The sequence below is a fragment of the Paenibacillus sp. CAU 1782 genome (assembly GCF_054551715.1).
On record NZ_JBTOLL010000001.1, the window covers coordinates 1,297,817 to 1,311,488 of the forward strand.

Consider the following 13,672-nt stretch of genomic DNA (forward strand, 5'->3'; position numbering starts at 1 on the left):
CTCAATTAGACCATTTTGTTGAATTCCTTGCGCAAACGCTTGATAATTCGCTTCTCGAGCCGCGAAATGTAAGACTGCGAAATGCCCAGCATATCCGCAACATCCTTTTGCGTTTTTTCCTCTCCGTCCGCAAGGCCAAAACGAAGTTCCATGATAATCCGCTCCCGTTCCGAGAGCTTGTCGAGCGCCTTGTGAAGCAGCTTGCGATCCACCTGCTCCTCGATGTTTCGGTAGATGGTGTCGTTTTCGGTGCCCAATACATCCGAAAGAAGCAGCTCGTTGCCATCCCAGTCAATGTTCAGCGGTTCGTCAAAAGAAACCTCCGTACGCGTTTTGCTATTGCGGCGCAAATACATCAAAATTTCATTTTCAATGCATCGTGACGCATAGGTAGCCAGCTTGATTTTTTTTTCGGGATCAAAAGTATTAACCGCCTTGATCAGGCCGATTGCGCCGATCGATACAAGATCTTCGATATGAATACCCGTGTTTTCAAACTTTCGGGCAATGTAAACAACCAGCCGCAAATTCCGTTCGATCAGCATCGCGCGGATTGCGGCATCGCCGGAGGGAAGCTTCTCCAGCAAATATTCCTCTTCCTCGCGGGTCAGCGGCGGCGGAAGCGCCTCGCTGCCGCCAATATAGTAGAGTTCCTCGCTTTTCAGCCCAAACAAAAATAAAACACGATAGTAATACAACTGCAGTACGAGCTTATACTTGACGAGCATTAGGCCCATCCCTCCCCGATGAATTGTGCGGATTCTTCTGTTACTGCTGTACCATTGACGGATGGATAATCGCTTGATAAGCACCGTCTGCAGCAAGCTTGCCGCCGTCCAAACCGATAAGCACCTTGCTTGTTTCATAAACTTGTCCATCGCGATTGATCTCAACGAAATCCGGCTTGACCGCCAGCATGAACTGCGAGCCGCGATTGATGCCCCGGAACGGAACCAGCCTCAGCCGGTCTTGCCATGCAAAAGGTTCTGAATCCAATCCCGCGATCAAGCGGTCAACCTGGCTGTCGCGGATTCCCTTCAGCCAAGCGGGCGGCAATTCGTTCTCCCATTTTGATGCCTCCATCACCATAACCGGCGTGCGCGTAAGCGGATCGTACAGCTGATTGCCCGTGTCGATCAATCCCCTGCATGTGCAGGTTGCAGAGCCGATCACAACGGTCACCTCGGCGATATGCTGCTGCACCAGTTCCTTTTCCCGCTTTCCTCTCAGGACGGAACGGAACAGGTATAAGCCGATGAGAAAAGCCGCGACCAAATAAAAAAGGCCCATCTTGAATTCCGCAGTTACGCTCCCGCTGACCAATGTAATCGTTCTCCACATTTCCCCCGAGCCTTGCATGGTCAAATAATAAAGTCCGATAATCGCTCCGGCCGCGACAAAATTGACGCAATAGAATGCTGCCGTTATTGCCGCAAAATGCTGCAGCGAACGAAATCCGAATGCAATCCAGAGCATAAAGAGCGAAAAAAGAACCTTGATTCCAAGCGAAAACAAAAAAGACAACTGGGGAAACAAGGTAAGCACGACGTAGCTCGCGCCAAATGCGGCAGCAACTAAAATTCGCCACTTGTTGGGGCGCAAATTTCTGACCCATGCCGTTGTCAGCAGCACAGCTCCGTCTACGAGCAGCTCTCGCAAAAACAAGATGTCAATATAAATGGCCATGTTTAGTCCTTCCTCGGTCTGGGGTAACACCGGGCATCATTCGGCACGGGAGAACGATTGAGACTAGTATAGGGTAATCCTATTTCAAAGTCTGTCTATTCATGACGGCTAAGGGCCTCTTTTTTTGTCGAGGAGGCACAAAAAAAACGCCCTCCGCATAATTGCGGAGAGCGTTAGGTCATTGTTTATTAGCGATCGCTGCGCGGTTGCTTGCGAAGGAAAGCAGGAATTTCCAGCTGATCGCTGGATACGCCAGCGCCAAAAGGCTTGACGTTAGCATTGCTTGCGGATTGCCTCGAATCCTGCTGCTCAACGGGCTGGCCCGGGCTTCTGCGCACAGGAGCGGCAGGAGCGGCCGACTTGGCTTCAAAACCAGTGGCGATAACGGTCACCTTGATTTCATCCTTCATGTCTTCTTCGATCCTGGCGCCAAAAATCATATTGACTTCCTGATCGGATGCCGATATGACAATTTCCGCCGCTTCGTTGACTTCATACAGGGACAAGTTGCTGCCGCCCGTAATGTTCATGATAACGCCGCGAGCGCCGTCAATCGACGTTTCCAGAAGCGGGCTCATGATCGCTTTGCGAGCCGCCTCCGCTGCGCGATTTTCGCCGGTAGCAACGCCAATGCCCATCAACGCGGAGCCGCGCTCCGTCATAATCGTTTTGACGTCCGCAAAGTCAAGGTTGATAAGGGCCGGTTCGGCAATCAAATCGGAAATGCCCTGAACGGCCTGACGAAGAACATTGTCCGCCTCGCGGAACGCTTCCAGCATTGGCGTCTTTTTGTCGACGATCTCGAGAAGACGGTCATTCGGAATGACGATCAGCGTATCTACCTTTTCCTTCAAGGCTTCAATGCCATGCTCCGCTTGGCTGGAACGCTTGCGGCCTTCGAAGGTAAACGGGCGCGTAACAACGCCAACCGTCAATGCACCGCATTCACGAGCGATTTCGGCGATAACCGGAGCCGCTCCCGTGCCTGTGCCGCCGCCCATGCCCGCCGTTACGAAAACCATATCGGAGCCTTTGAGCTGATTCATAATTTGCTCGCGGGATTCCTCAGCCGCTTTATGTCCGACCTCCGGGTTGGCGCCTGCGCCAAGACCGCGGGTCAGCTTGTCGCCGATTTGCAGCTTATGCTCCGATTTTGCCAGGTTTAACGCCTGGGCATCGGTATTCACCGTAATAAATTCTACGCCTTTTACTCCATTTTCAATCATTCGGTTGACGGCATTGCTGCCGCCGCCGCCAACGCCAATTACTTTTATTTGTGCAAGCTGTTCAAGCTCCAAGTCGAATTCCAACATCGTCTTGTGTCCCCCAGTCAAATAAATTCATTAAACATATTTTTGATTCGCTCAAACATACCGGGTTTGGATGTGGCTGGAGAACTCGCCTTGCGGCTTGAAGCTTTCTTCATGGCGCCGGCACCTTTTACTCCCATAAATTTCGATACGTATTGAATCATGCCAACCCCGCTGCTGTATGCGGAATCCTTCACCCCGATGTAGTCGGGCAATGCGACGCGGACAGACGATTCAAGCTCCGCCTGGGCAAGCGCGACCGTGCCCGGCAGGGCAGCCGCGCCGCCTGTCAGCACATAGCCGTTGACTTTATCGCCGTAGCCCAGCCTGCGCACTTCCTGGCGAATCAATTGGAAAATTTCCTGCATGCGCGGCTCGATGATGCTTGCGAGATCGCGCTGCGTAAACTCTTTCTCCATATTGGTGCCCATGCGCATCACTTTGAATTTGACGTCGTCCGCCGCATCGGCCGCGCTAGCGCAGCCATATTTCAATTTGAACTTTTCTGCATGCTCCGTTTGCGTACGCAAGCCGTACGCAATATCGTTCGTAACGAACTCCCCGCCAATCGGCAGGCTGGACACAGCTACCAGGCCTCCCTGCTCGAAGACCGCTATTGTGCAGGAACCGGCTCCGATATCCGCCAGCACCGTTCCGATGCTCCGCTCGTCCTTCGTAAGCGACATCATGCCCGAAGCCAGCGACAAAAGAATGACGCCGGAAATACGCAGACCCGCTTTTTCCACGCAGCGCATCAAATTATGAATCGCTGTTTTTGCTCCTGTGACAATCGTAGCTTCCACCTCAAGGCGAACGCCGATCATGCCCCTTGGATCCGAAATGCCTTCCAGTCCGTCAACCAGATATTGCTTAGGCACCAGATTGATAATTTCCCGCTCCGGCGGCAGTGCAACCACCTTGGCGGCTTGCAGGACCCGTTCAATGTCCTCTTCGCCGATTTCCCGGTCCTCATTGGATACGGCAACGACGCCATGGTTGGTTTGCAGGCCAATATGATTGCCTTGAATACCGACATAAACGTCCGATATTTGAATGCCGACCATCCGTTCCGCATGCTCCACAGCGCTGCGAATCGACTTGACGGTCTGGTCAATATCAACAATTGCTCCCTTGCGTATACCCTCTGAGTCGGCAGATCCAACTCCAATAATATTAATGGCTCCGTCATTCATTTCGCCAATAATAGCTCGAACCTTGGATGTACCGATGTCCAAACTAACGATGATGTCATTGCTGCTCAACCCGCGGCACCTCCGTTTCTTAAAAATAATAAGTGCGTTTATATAGTCGCGGTCTCTCAAGTCTATCTACATATTCAACGTGCTTAATTATTTCCCTCTTTTTTGTTTCAACATTTTTTTCAGAAATGTTTCAGAAAATGTCGAGAGGAAGCTTGTCCTGCGCCGTTACGCGGTTTATACGCATTTTCAGGCAGATAAATTGCAAGTGCGAAATTGTAGTACATAAGATTTTAACATTGTTTTAAGAGGAAAAGTAGTCACTTAGGACCCAGATTCCACATTTTCTCCCTCTTCTCCGGCAAAAGGCACATACGTATCTGCCAGAAGCATCGTAATTTTGCCAGGCTCCTGCGTTTCAATAACCGCATTTAACGCTTCGATTTTTTCGGGCAGCACGGACACGGCCGTTACGACCTCAAATTTGGTCCTCGTAAACATTCGGATCCGGTCGGGATAAGCCTTGGACGGAATAGGCGATATTTCGGATAAATCCGAAAGCTGCTTTTCCGGAATAAGCGCCAGCTGCTTGGTAAGCTCCAGCTTGACGGGATCTTCTTCCTCCCAACCGGTCAGCACCGGCTTGTTCATCAGGCCGGCACCGTCCTTGGGCGCCGCGACGCTCGTGCCGCTTGCCAGCAGTGCCGCCAGCACGCCATCCGTCGTGATCTCGAAAGCAACCACGGGATGTTCGGTTACCGTAATTTTCACAACGCCAGGAAAAATTTTGGAAACCTTTACATCTTTAACCTGAGGAAGCCCCTTGACCGCATCCCCGATAGAGCTTGACGAGGTTTGGAAAAAAGCGTCTCCTTTGGCAACCGGAATCACTCCCGCAATTTGGGCTGCGGTCGCGTATTGATTGCCCGATATTTGGATTTCCGATATTTTACTGATAGAGGAATTGAAAAAAAGCACAGCAAGCAAAGCCGCAAACAGCAGAAGCAAAACCGCAAGCAGTTTCTTGTTGCCCTTCCGCTTGCGTTCCGGTTCTCTCAGTACAGGCATTTGGGTGTTCACAGCTTGTCCATCATCTCCTCAAAACAGCGGCTTCTTCCTGCCCTAATGAATACGCAAGAGGAAGCCGAATGTTTCTATCATTCATTTCATATGATTAATTATTAGGAACGGGCGAATACCTTGAAATCGTTGCTCCGAGCCGCCTCAGCATCTCTTCGATGCGGTCGTAGCCGCGGTCGATATGATGCACCTGCTCTACCACCGTACGCCCCTGTGCCGCCAAGCCGGCAATGACAAGCGCCGCGCCCGCCCGCAGGTCCGTCGCTTCCACAGTGGCGCCGTAGAGCCTGGATACGCCTCGAATAAAGGCCGCATTCATGTCGACGCGGATATCGGCTCCCATGCGCGACAATTCATCGACATGCTTGAGCCGCCCTTCGAATATCGTTTCCTTCATGATGCTGACGCCGTCCGCCAAAGCCAGCAGCACCATGACCTGCGATTGCAGATCGGTCGGAAAGGCGGGATACGGCGAGGTTACAATCCTCTCAACGGCCCTTGGTCTTGCCGCCCCATCGACTTTTATTATATCACCGTCGATTGAGATTTGAACACCTGCGCGGCGCAGAACGTGGATAAGCGACGATAAATGGGACGGCTGCGTATCCAGCAGCGTCACAACGCCGCGTGTCGCCGCGGCAGCAACCATAATGGTGCCCGCAACGATGCGATCCGGAATAATGCCGTACTTGCAAGGCGTCAGAGACTTTACGCCTTCCACTGTAATCGTATCCGTGCCCGCCCCAATTATTTTTGCGCCCATCTCAATAAGGAATGACTGCAAATCCACAATCTCCGGCTCGCGCGCCGCATTGCTGATTGTTGTCCGTCCTTCCGCCAAAACGGCTGCCATCATAATGTTTTCCGTCGCCCCCACGCTAGGAAACGCCAGATGGATATCGCAGCCGGTCAGCTTATCGGCGCGGCAAATAATCTTGTTGCCGGTCTCCTCGATCTCAGCGCCAAGATCTTTAAGTCCCTGCAGGTGCAGGTCGATCTTCCGCTCCCCGATGGCGCAGCCGCCGGGCAAATAAACCTGCGCTTCGCCAAACCGCGACAGAAGCGGCCCCATCAGAAAAATGGAGGAGCGCATCTGTTTCATTAACGATTCCGGCACATGGGAAGTATGAAGCGACGATGTGTCCAGCGTCACTTTTCCGTCCGAATGCTCCGCTCTGCAACCCAGTTCGCGCAAAATGTTCAGCATCACATCGATATCCAGCAAATGGGGCACGCGTTCAAGTGTCGTCGCGCCTTCCGCCAGCAGACTGGCGGCCAGAATCGGCAAAGCGGCATTTTTTGCTCCTTGGATCGCTATGGTTCCTGAGAGTGGTTTCCCGCCTTCAATCACCAATTTATCCAATGTATCACCTCCGAATTACCGCTCGCCCACCGCCAATACTTCCGGCACCAGCGTGATTCCGAAAGACGGCTCGACGGTGCTTTTGGATATGGGCCATGAGGGCGAGTACCTCACCAACTCTCCTGTTTCCAGCAGAAAATCAGCATACGTGTAACAAAAATGCGCGGCGCGTCACATCCCTGGTTATTGGCGTTGCGGCGACAGCCCGCTGACCGGCCCGGAATCCCCCGCGAACTCCGGACCGCTCAATGCCAATAGCTTGAAAAAAGAACAGCTCCCGCAACTGCAGAGCCGGGATGGCGGTCACGAATATAATGTATCCTATGCCCTGCCGGAGAGTTATGTGACAATCGCCCATGGGCGCCGACTCTCCCTATCTGGAGTATCGCGATATATTCAGCAGGATGCCCAGCGCAGTCAGCAGCAGCGTCAAGGACGAGCCGCCGTAGCTGACCAGCGGCAGCGTAATGCCTGTGACCGGCATCATGCCAATCACGACGCCGATATTGATTAACACCTGAACGCCAATAATGCCCGTAATGCCAACGGCCAACAAGCTGCCAAAGGTATCCGGAGCAAAAATCGCCGCGCGAATGCCGCGCCAGATGACAACCAAAAACAGCAGAATCAGCATAGAGCCTCCAAGGAAACCGAGCTCCTCCGCCAATATGGAAAAGATAAAGTCGGTTTGCGGCTCCGGCAAATAGCTGAACTTCTGTCTGCTCATCCCAAGTCCAAGCCCTACCAGGCCGCCTGGACCAATCGCAAACAGCGACTGGATAATTTGATAGCCGCCGCCGAGCGGGTCGGACCATGGGTCCAAAAAGGAGGTGATGCGCTGAAGCCGGTAAGGCGCCGCCAAAATCAGGCCGACCAGACCGGCCACGCCAACAAGGGCGAGACCGCCCAGATGAGCGATTCTTGCGCCGGCGGTGAAGATGAGAATAAGCGAAGCGCCTACCATAACCGCTCCGGTGCCGAGATCGGGCTGCAGCATGATAAGGCCGAATGCCAGACCGACAAGACCAAGCGGCGGAAGAAGGCCTCGCGTAAAGCTCGTAATATCTCCCTGTTTCTCTGATAACCATTTTGAAAGAAACAGAATCATCGCCAGCTTCATAAATTCGGAAGGCTGAATGCCAAAGGAGCTAATGCCCAGCCAGCTTCTCGCGCCGCCGCGCACAACGCCAACGCCGGGAATAAGCACAAGCACAAGAAGCCCGAAGCAGGCAAGCAGCGCAAACGGCGCCCATCTTCTCCAGACGGAATAATGATAATTCATCGTCAGAAACAGCGCCCCGGCGCCAAGACCGGCGAACAGCAGCTGGCGCTTGACGTAATAGTAGCGGTCGCCGAATTCATGGAACGCCAGCACGGCGCTGGCGCTGTAAACCATAACCAAACCGATTGACAATATAAGTCCAATGGCTGCGAGCAGCCAAATATCCGGAGCCGAACGGGCCTTGGCCATAACGGACACACCTCTTATCCTGCTGAAGTAGGGACAAGCCCCCTACTTACAAGGTATGCGCCGATTGCTTAAAAATGATCCCTCTCTGCTCATAGGATTTAAACATATCCCAGCTTGCGCAGGCGGGAGAGAGCAAAACGATGTCGCCCGGCTCCGCCATGGAGGCGGCAAGCCCGACGGCTTCGCGCAGCGCGCTTTCGGCGTCACTTTCATCGTTCACCGTTTTGACCGACGTTAAACCCGCCAGCTCCGCCACCTTCTCCAGCTTAGCTCTGGTTTGTCCCAGGGCAACCAAGCCCTTCAGACCGCGGAACAGCGGCAGCAGGTCCATGTAGTCGGAGCCCCTGTCCAATCCGCCCGCAATAAGCACAATCGGCTTTTTCAGCGATTGAACGGACATGGTTGTCGCTGTTGAATTGGTTGCTTTGGAATCGTTGTAGTACTCTACGCCATGTTTCTCGCAAACAAACTCCAGACGATGCTCCACCGCCTTAAAGGTGCGCAGAGGTTCCGCAAGCAGCTCGGACGGAACGCCGGCTGCCAAGCAGGCCGCCGCGGCAGCCATCGCGTTAGCCGTGTTGTGGATGCCGGGTACGCCAAGCTCGCTAACAGCCGCGATCAAAACCGGCTGCGCTTCTTCGCCAGCCTGCGCCTTGCTGCCCTTTTGGGCCTGGGATGTTGCGGCTGCTCCGGCGGAAGCAGGAGCCCGATATACGATATGACGCTCCGGCTCTTCTTGTCCCGACTTGCCAGGCACGACTCCTTTTACGTAAGGAGGCTCGACATAGACGCCGGTGGAAAGCCTTTTGTACAGTGAGAACGGAAGCAAAGTGGACGTTAAGCCCTCCGCCGCCTTGCGGCAAACAGGGTCGTCCCAATTCAGCACAGCGTAATCCTCTCCATCCTGATTGGCAAACAGCTTAAGCTTGGAAGCAACATAGTCCTCCATGTCTCCGTGATAGTCAAGATGCGTCTCCGCAATATTGAGAAGCAGGGCCACCTTCGGTTTAAACGTAACAGTCCCTTTAAGCTGGAAGCTGCTGAGTTCGGCAACAATCCATTTCCAATCATTAAATTCCGTAATAGCCGCCACATCGCATAGGGGCACTCCAATGTTCCCTGCAACAATATTGGAAACCCCGGCCGTCTCAAGCAAATGTCCAACCATTGATGTTGTTGTTGTTTTGCCGTTAGAGCCAGTAATGCCGATAATGGGCGCAGAGGATAGCTGATAGGCGATTTCCACCTCCGTTACGATGTCGACGCCAAGCTCTTGCGCTCGTTTAACTGGAGGGGCGGAGTAGGGTATACCAGGATTTTTGACCAGCAGCGATGTATCCGAATCGATGAGATCGTCGGGATGGTGGCCCAATATGACAGTTATTCCGGCTTGCTCAAGCTCCTCGGCTTCGGGACACAGGTGCCGCTCCTTGAGGTCGTTGACCACAACTTCGGCCCCCATGCTCGAAAGTGCGTTGGCTACGCTGAACCCGCTTCTGGCCAATCCCAGGACGACGACCTTGCGGCCTTTGTAGGTTGATGAGTGACTCATGACGACATCCCTTTCTGATATGCATATGCTATTTCGGCTGAATGCCATATTCGACGCCGGCCATGACGCCAGTCATGCCCCGTAATGGAAAGCGAAATTTTTGAACTACCTTTAAAGCGCGAGGAGCAGGCCGAGGGCCGCCAGCAGCAAACCCACGCTCCAGAAAACCGTAACGACCTTCCACTCCGACCAGCCCACCAGCTCGAAATGATGGTGAATCGGACTCATTTTGAAAATACGTTTACCTCTCAGCTTGAAGGAGCCCACCTGCAAAATGACGGACAGCATCTCCATAACGAATACGCCGCCAATCACAATAAGCAAAAGCTCCGTTTTGGTCAAAATTGCCACCGCGGCAATGCCGCCACCGATGCCAAGCGAACCCATATCGCCCATAAACACCTTGGCGGGATGCGCGTTATAGACCAAAAAGCCGAGCACCGCTCCAACCATCGCCGCGGAGAACACCGCAGACTCATGGGAAAGCAGTTGAAGGGCGATGACCGCAAAAGCTCCAAACGCGATTGCGCTGGTGCCCGCCAGCAAGCCGTCAAGGCCGTCTGTGAAGTTGACGGCGTTGCTCGCCCCAAACAGAATGATCACAACGAAGGGATAATAAAACCAGCCCATATCGAAGCCCCATTCCGTGCCAGGGACCGAAATGACCGTGCTATGGCCCATATTATAGAGCAAAGCGCAGACGATCAGAGAAAAGATCAGCTGTCCAGCCAGCTTTTGCTTGGCTGTAAGGCCCAGTGAACGTTTGAATACGATTTTGATGTAATCGTCAAGAAATCCGACCAGTCCGAAACCGAAGGAAGCCGTTAGCAGCACCCAAAACTCCGGGGTTTTGTCCGAGAAACGAAGAAACGCCACCAGCATGGCGATCATGATGATTATGCCGCCCATCGTTGGCGTGCCGCTTTTCTTCAAATGGCTTTGAGGTCCTTCTTCACGAATCTGTTGACCGAACTTTAGCCTGCGCAGCAAGGGAATAAACAGAGGGCCTAACAAAACGGCCAGCAGGAACGCTGTTCCCGCAGAAAACAGGATAACCATCATATCCATTTCCTTATCCCTCCTCCGTCAAAGCTTGGACAACCTGCTCCATCGCCATGCCGCGGGAGCCCTTAACCAGCACCAGATCCTGTGGCTGCAGCCGCTCTCGCAACCAAACCGCCAAGTCATCCTTGCTGTCAAAATGGCGAACCAGCCCGTTAGCCGCTGCTTCAGGCAGGTTTTGCAGCGCCGCACGGTGGATATGAACCGACAGCGGGCCATAGGTCAGCAGCGCCTCCGCTTTGCCGGAGGTTACATATTCTCCGACTTCGCCGTGCATGGCAGCTTCGTCGGGTCCAAGCTCCAGCATGTCGCCAAGCACAAGCCAGCGGCGGCCGTAGCCGGATAAACCCGCCACGAGGTCGATAGCCGCGCGGGTCGAGGTTGGGCTGGCATTGTAAGCATCGTTTAACACATGGGAACCGTTAAACGCCTCAACCTTCTCCAGCCGCATGCTTGTCAGCTTCAGCGAGGCAAATCCTTCCGCTATTGCCGAAGCGGGAACACCGAAGATGCGAGCTGTGGCTATTGCAGCCAATGCATTGCTAATATTGTGGCGTCCCGGCACGGGAATGTGCAGCGAGCCAATGCTGCTGGGTTCGCCCCCTTGCAGCACCACAAAGCTGCTTCCCGTGGCGTCCAATTGAATATCTCCGGCAGTCCACAGATTGCCGCTTTCAAGACCGAAGGTGCGCAGCTGCACGCCTTCCGGCGCGCCCAACGCTTCCAGCTCTGCGGCAAGCAGCGGCTCGTCGCCGTTGTAGAGCAAGATGCCGCCTTCGGCCAGTCCGCCTTTGATTTCCAGCTTTGCTTTGGCGATGCCCGCCCTTGAGCCCAAATGCTCCATATGGGATTCGCCAATGTTGGTCACAATGGCAACATCCGGCTGAGCGATGTCGGTCAGCAGCGCAATTTCGCCAAAACCGCTCATGCCCATTTCCAGAACGGCGACCTCCGTCTCCTCGTCCATAGACAACAGGGTGAGCGGAAGTCCGATTTCATTATTCAGGTTGCCTTGCGTTTTAAGTACGCGGTATTGTGTGGAGAGAAGCGCCGCGGTCATATCTTTGGTTGTTGTTTTGCCGTTGCTGCCGGTGATGGCGACGATCCGGGCCATCAACTCGCTCCGGTATCCGGCGGCCAGCTTCTGCAGCGCCGCCAGCGTGTCCTTCACCAGCAGGAACGGCATGCCGGCCGCAACCAAATCCTCCGGCATCTCTTTACCGCGCTGCCACAACATGGCTTTTGCCCCGGCCGCCGCTGCGTCCCGGGCAAAATCATGTCCGTCAAATCTCTCTCCCACGATAGGGACAAACAGGTCTCCGCTTCCGACTGCGCGGGAATCTCTCATGATGCCCGCCAGAAGCAGATCCCTGCTTCCTCCTTTTTGCGCCGCCCCGCATAGGGACGCGATTTGTCCTGCCGTTCTTTTAATCAATGTAAAATTCCCCTTATGGCTTCCATCGCCGTTATTCGATCATCAAACGGGAACGTATGTCCGCCCACCAGCTGGTAGGTTTCATGACCTTTCCCCGCAATCAATACTACATCTCCTTGGCTTGCCATTTCAACCGCTTTTTGAATCGCTTTTCTCCGGTCCGCCACCAGCGCGTATCGCGAAAGCGAAAGTCCCGCCTGCGTCAGCCCATCTTCAATCTCCGATATAATGGCATCGGGATTTTCGCTTCGCGGATTATCGGAGGTTACGATTACGTAGTCAGAATGCTCCGCCGCTATTTTACCCATGATGGGCCGTTTAGTTCTGTCACGGTCGCCGCCGCAGCCAAAAACCGTAATTATTTTTTGGGTCGCAAACTCTCTCACCGCGCCCAGCACATTGCGCAAGCCGTCGGGCGTATGGGCATAATCCACTATCACTGAAAAAGGCTGGCCCAGATCCACTTTCTCCACACGGCCTGGAACGCCTTGAATCCTTTCCAGCGAGGCCTTGATGTCCGCAAGCGGAATGCCCTCAAGCAGCGAGGCAGCGATAGCGGCCAGCGCATTGTAGACATTAAACTTGCCCGGCATCTTGAGCGATATTGCTGCAGTTCCGCCAAACCCGTCCACCGTAAAAGAGCTGCCCTCTGCGGAGATGGCGATATCGGTCGCCCTAATATCGGCTGCATGGTGCAATCCGTACGTAATGACCTCGACAGAGGTCAACCTGCGGAAAGCGGCGGAAGCTTCGTCATCGGCATTCAAAATCGCATATGAACGTTCGTGCTCCGGCGCGCCGTAAGCATTGCCAAGCCGGGAAAAAAGCAGCCCTTTGGCTTCCGCGTATTTGTCCATCGTGCCATGATAATCCAGATGATCCTGAGTCAGATTGGTAAAAATCGCGCTGCGGAACCTGCAGCCCTTCACTCTGCCCTGCTCCAGCGCATGCGAGGAAACCTCCATTGCGCAATACTGGACGCCATCGCTCCGCATGTCTTGCAGCAGACGCTGCAGTTCATGGGATTCAGGCGTTGTGCCGGACATTGGCAGACTTTTCCCGCCATATCTCGTTTCGATCGTTCCGATCACGCCTGCGGACCGGCCGCAATCATTTAATATTTTTTCCAGCAAATAAGTAGTTGTCGTTTTTCCGTTGGTGCCTGTGACGCCGATCACCTTCACTTCAGCGCTTGGATGGCCGTATACGTAATCCGCAATAATGGAGGTTGCCAGCCTGCTGTCCTTGACAATTAATTGAGGCGTCTCCAGCTCCAGCCGCCGCTCCGTCACGATAGCCGCCGCCCCGCGCAGTACCGCTTCACGTGCAAAATCATGACCGTCTGACCGTTCTCCCTTGACGCATAAAAACAGCATGCCGGGCCGTACCGCCCTGGAATCCTTCTCCAGTCCGTCAAAATCCGTATCCCCGTTTCCGACAATCACTGCCGCAACCAACCTCTTCGCAAGCTCGCTTAGTTTCATGCCGACCAGCCCCCCTCGATTACTCTGACG

11 protein-coding genes are annotated in these 13,672 nt (G+C 54.0%); all 11 read right to left on the minus strand.

Translation table 11 applies throughout. The annotated features are described in order from the left end of the window. Positions 1-5 precede the first annotated feature (5 nt). Entirely contained in the window at positions 6-728 is a 723-nt protein-coding gene (sigE, locus tag ACX93W_RS06415) for an RNA polymerase sporulation sigma factor SigE (RefSeq protein ID WP_068684208.1), read from the minus strand. Positions 729-768: 40 nt separating this feature from the next. Then, positions 769-1,686 (minus strand): sigma-E processing peptidase SpoIIGA, encoded by a 918-nt coding sequence (gene spoIIGA, locus ACX93W_RS06420; protein ID WP_459391468.1) that lies wholly within the window; start codon positions 1,684-1,686, stop codon positions 769-771. A 188-nt stretch (positions 1,687-1,874) separates the two neighbouring features. After that, entirely contained in the window at positions 1,875-2,999 is a 1,125-nt protein-coding gene (gene ftsZ, locus ACX93W_RS06425) for a cell division protein FtsZ (RefSeq protein WP_459391469.1), read from the minus strand. A 17-nt stretch (positions 3,000-3,016) separates the two neighbouring features. Further along, positions 3,017-4,258, minus strand: coding sequence for a cell division protein FtsA (ftsA, locus tag ACX93W_RS06430; protein WP_459391470.1), 1,242 nt, complete (start codon positions 4,256-4,258; stop codon positions 3,017-3,019). A 261-nt stretch (positions 4,259-4,519) separates the two neighbouring features. Further along, positions 4,520-5,275: a cell division protein FtsQ/DivIB gene (locus ACX93W_RS06435; protein ID WP_459391471.1), complete on the minus strand. Its 756-nt coding sequence runs from the start codon at positions 5,273-5,275 to the stop codon at positions 4,520-4,522. Positions 5,276-5,369: 94 nt separating this feature from the next. After that, the gene (murA, locus tag ACX93W_RS06440; RefSeq protein WP_459391472.1) at positions 5,370-6,638 is read right to left on the minus strand and encodes a UDP-N-acetylglucosamine 1-carboxyvinyltransferase; all 1,269 of its coding nucleotides are present in this window, start codon (positions 6,636-6,638) and stop codon (positions 5,370-5,372) included. 373 nt (positions 6,639-7,011) lie between these two features. Next, the gene (spoVE, locus tag ACX93W_RS06445; protein ID WP_459391473.1) at positions 7,012-8,109 is read right to left on the minus strand and encodes a stage V sporulation protein E; all 1,098 of its coding nucleotides are present in this window, start codon (positions 8,107-8,109) and stop codon (positions 7,012-7,014) included. A gap of 46 nt (positions 8,110-8,155) precedes the next feature. Beyond that, positions 8,156-9,661, minus strand: a complete 1,506-nt coding sequence (murD, locus tag ACX93W_RS06450; protein WP_459391474.1) for a UDP-N-acetylmuramoyl-L-alanine--D-glutamate ligase — start codon at positions 9,659-9,661, stop codon at positions 8,156-8,158. Positions 9,662-9,772: 111 nt separating this feature from the next. After that, positions 9,773-10,729, minus strand: coding sequence for a phospho-N-acetylmuramoyl-pentapeptide-transferase (mraY, locus tag ACX93W_RS06455; RefSeq protein ID WP_459391475.1), 957 nt, complete (start codon positions 10,727-10,729; stop codon positions 9,773-9,775). 4 nt (positions 10,730-10,733) lie between these two features. Then, positions 10,734-12,158, minus strand: a complete 1,425-nt coding sequence (locus tag ACX93W_RS06460) for a UDP-N-acetylmuramoyl-tripeptide--D-alanyl-D-alanine ligase (RefSeq protein WP_459391476.1) — start codon at positions 12,156-12,158, stop codon at positions 10,734-10,736. Next, a complete protein-coding gene (locus ACX93W_RS06465; RefSeq protein ID WP_459391477.1) occupies positions 12,155-13,642 on the minus strand; it encodes a UDP-N-acetylmuramoyl-L-alanyl-D-glutamate--2,6-diaminopimelate ligase in 1,488 nt (495 codons plus the stop codon). The genes ACX93W_RS06460 and ACX93W_RS06465 overlap by 4 nt, the downstream gene beginning before the upstream one ends. Positions 13,643-13,672 lie beyond the last annotated feature (30 nt).

Excerpts from the sequence above, each read along its gene's own strand:
- sigE (WP_068684208.1), bottom strand. The coding sequence starts at position 728 with ATGCTCGTCAAGTATAAGCTCGTACTGCAGTTGTATTACTATCGTGTT.
- spoIIGA (WP_459391468.1), bottom strand. The coding sequence starts at position 1,686 with ATGGCCATTTATATTGACATCTTGTTTTTGCGAGAGCTGCTCGTAGAC.
- ftsZ (WP_459391469.1), bottom strand. The coding sequence starts at position 2,999 with ATGTTGGAATTCGACTTGGAGCTTGAACAGCTTGCACAAATAAAAGTA.
- spoVE (WP_459391473.1), bottom strand. The coding sequence starts at position 8,109 with ATGGCCAAGGCCCGTTCGGCTCCGGATATTTGGCTGCTCGCAGCCATT.
- murD (WP_459391474.1), bottom strand. The coding sequence starts at position 9,661 with ATGAGTCACTCATCAACCTACAAAGGCCGCAAGGTCGTCGTCCTGGGA.
- mraY (WP_459391475.1), bottom strand. The coding sequence starts at position 10,729 with ATGGATATGATGGTTATCCTGTTTTCTGCGGGAACAGCGTTCCTGCTG.
- ACX93W_RS06465 (WP_459391477.1), bottom strand. The coding sequence starts at position 13,642 with ATGAAACTAAGCGAGCTTGCGAAGAGGTTGGTTGCGGCAGTGATTGTC.